At 67.5% G+C, this 2,531-nt stretch carries 2 protein-coding genes; both read right to left on the reverse strand.

The window, feature by feature from the left end; translation table 11 throughout:
- Window positions 1-75 precede the first annotated feature (75 nt).
- Window positions 76-867, reverse strand: coding sequence for an IS21-like element helper ATPase IstB (gene istB, locus ACT86A_RS27405; RefSeq protein WP_445095115.1), 792 nt, complete (start codon window positions 865-867; stop codon window positions 76-78).
- Window positions 864-2,363 (reverse strand): IS21 family transposase, encoded by a 1,500-nt coding sequence (istA, locus tag ACT86A_RS27410; protein ID WP_445095116.1) that lies wholly within the window; start codon window positions 2,361-2,363, stop codon window positions 864-866. The genes istB and istA overlap by 4 nt, the downstream gene beginning before the upstream one ends.
- Between the last annotated feature and the right edge of the window lie 168 nt (window positions 2,364-2,531).

Consider the following 2,531-nt stretch of genomic DNA (forward strand, 5'->3'; position numbering starts at 1 on the left):
TGTCAATGGCCATCGGTAGGTCGCCGTTGGTGGCCAGGTGAAGTCCCCACCCCTTTGCCGGGGGTGGGGGTTGGTTCAGGGGCGGTCACCTCGCTTGTTGCGGTGTTTCATGCGGTAGGAGTCGCCGTCGGTGATGATGACGGTGGCGTGGTGGAGCAGTCGGTCGAGGATGCTGGCGGCGGTGGTGTGTTCGGGCAGGAACCGGCCCCATTGCTCGAACGGCCAGTGCGAGGCGACGGCCAGCGAGCGGCGTTCGTAAGCGGCGGCGACGAGCCGAAACAGTAGTTGGGTGCCGGTGTCGTCGAGTGGCGCGAACCCGATCTCGTCGAGGATCACGACGTCGGCGCGGAGCAGGGTGTCGATGATCTTGCCGACGGTGTTGTCGGCCAGACCCCGATAGAGGGTGTCGACCAGATCGGCGGCGGTGAAATATCGGACCTTGTGCCCGGCCACGACCGCGGCGTGCCCGAGCCCAATCAGGGTGTGACTTTTGCCCGTGCCCGGTGGACCGATCAACGCGAGATTGTGTTGCGCGCGAACCCATTCCAGACTCGACAGGTAGTCGAAGGTGGCCTTCGGGATGGACGAGGCGGTGACGTCGAAGCTGTCGAGGGTTTTGGTGACCGGGAACGCCGCAGTCTTGAGCCGGTTGGCCGCGTTGGAGGCGTCGCGGGCGGCCAGTTCGGCCTCGATCAGGGTGCGCAGCACCTCTTCCGGGGTCCAGCGCTGGGTTTTCGCGACCGCCAGCACTTCCGGTGCGGTGCGCCGGACCGTGGCCAGCTTCAACCGCCGCAGCCCGGCGTCGAGGTCGGCCGCCAGTTCCAGGACGGGCTTGGGGGCAACAATTTTCGATCGTGCTGAAGTCACGAGGCGCTCCCGTCACGAGTGATTTTGTAGGCGTCCAGCGACCGGGTCGGTGCGGTGGGCAGGTCCAGTACCAGTGCGTCCCCGGCCGCCCGCGGCTGCGGGGTGCCGGTGCCGGCGGCGAGGATGGAGCGGACGTCGGCGGCGCGGAACCGCCCGAACGCCACCGCCCGCCGCAACGCGGCCACCAGGACGGCGTCGCCGTGGGCTGCGCCGAGCGCGAGCAGAATCTCCAGTTCGGAGCCCAGGCGGGTGTTGCCGATCGCGGCCGCACCGACGAGGAAGGCTTCAGCTTCTTCACCGAGGGCGCAGAACTGTTGCTCGACTGTGGTTTTCGGGCGTGGTCCGCGGTTGGGTGCGGGCCGGGGGCCGTCGTAGTGGTCATCGAGGATCGACGCCTCACCGGGGGCGAGGAGTTCGTGTTCGGCGACGATGACGCCGGTTGCCGGTTCGAGCACCAGCAGCGCGCCGCAGTCGAGGACGATCTGCACCTTCTCACCGATCAGGCGGGTCGGCACCGAGTAGCGGGCCGACCCGTAACGCACACACGAGAGCCGGTCGACAGTGCGGGTAACCGCCGATGCGCCGATCTCGAGCCGCAGCGACGGCAACGGCGCCAACAAACCCCGCTCGATATCGAGGCGTTCACCGGGGATCGCGCAGATCTCCGAATGCACCAACGCGTTCACCTCCGCGCACCAGGTTTCCGCCGCCGCGTTGGCCTCACGCAGGCTCACGGTCCGGCCGGCCATTGCGGCCTCGGCCAGCAGCGGGACCGCCAGATCACGCTGGGCATAGCCGCACAGGTTCTCCACGATGCCCTTGGACTGCGGATCGCTTGCGTGACACCAGTCCGGCCGGAAGCCGTAATGGGTGGCGAACCGGACGTATTCCGGTGTCGGGACGACTACGTTCGCGACCACTCCGCCTTTCAGGCAGCCCATCCGGTCGGCCAGCACCCGCGCGGGCACGCCGCCGATCGCAGTGAACGCTTCGGCGAGCAGGGCCAGGGTGGTCGACTGTTTCTGATCAGCGGCGAACGCGGTGAACCGCCACCGCGAGAACGCCAGCACCGCGCAGAACAGCTGCAACCCGGGTGCGGCCTGCGCCCAGTCGATCACCATATACTCACCCGGCGACCACACCGCCGGACGACGACCCCGATGATTGTCCCTGCGCCACAACGCTTTCTGCTCGGCCACCAGCCGCCGGAAATTCCGCGGCGACCCCTCGTAACCGGCAGCACGGGCGATCGGCAGCAACCGCTTCGCCGAGATCCGGCCCCGCGACTTCTCGATCCGCTTCGCGACCAAATCCTGCACCTGGTCGTAATTACGGGCCCGCACCGCAGGCTCCGGCCGGCCACCGCCGGCCTCGGCACGCTCGACGACCCGTTTCACCGTCTTGTGCGTGGTGCCGCACAACTCGGCAGCCCCACGATACGTTCCGACCTCTCGATAGGCGGAAATGATGTCCATTCGCTCCCTCGCAGACTTCAATGGAACTCCCTGGGCAGTGACGGATGACAGTTGGCGCTATCACCGTCACCGCCCAGGCCACGAGCTCCGGGCATGACACGACGAGCAAGAGGAATGGGGACTTCCACCCGGCCGCCAGCGGCGACCTACACCTGGCCACCAGTGGGGACTTTTTCATGGCCATGGACA

Source organism: Nocardia glycosmidis (genome assembly GCF_052545115.1).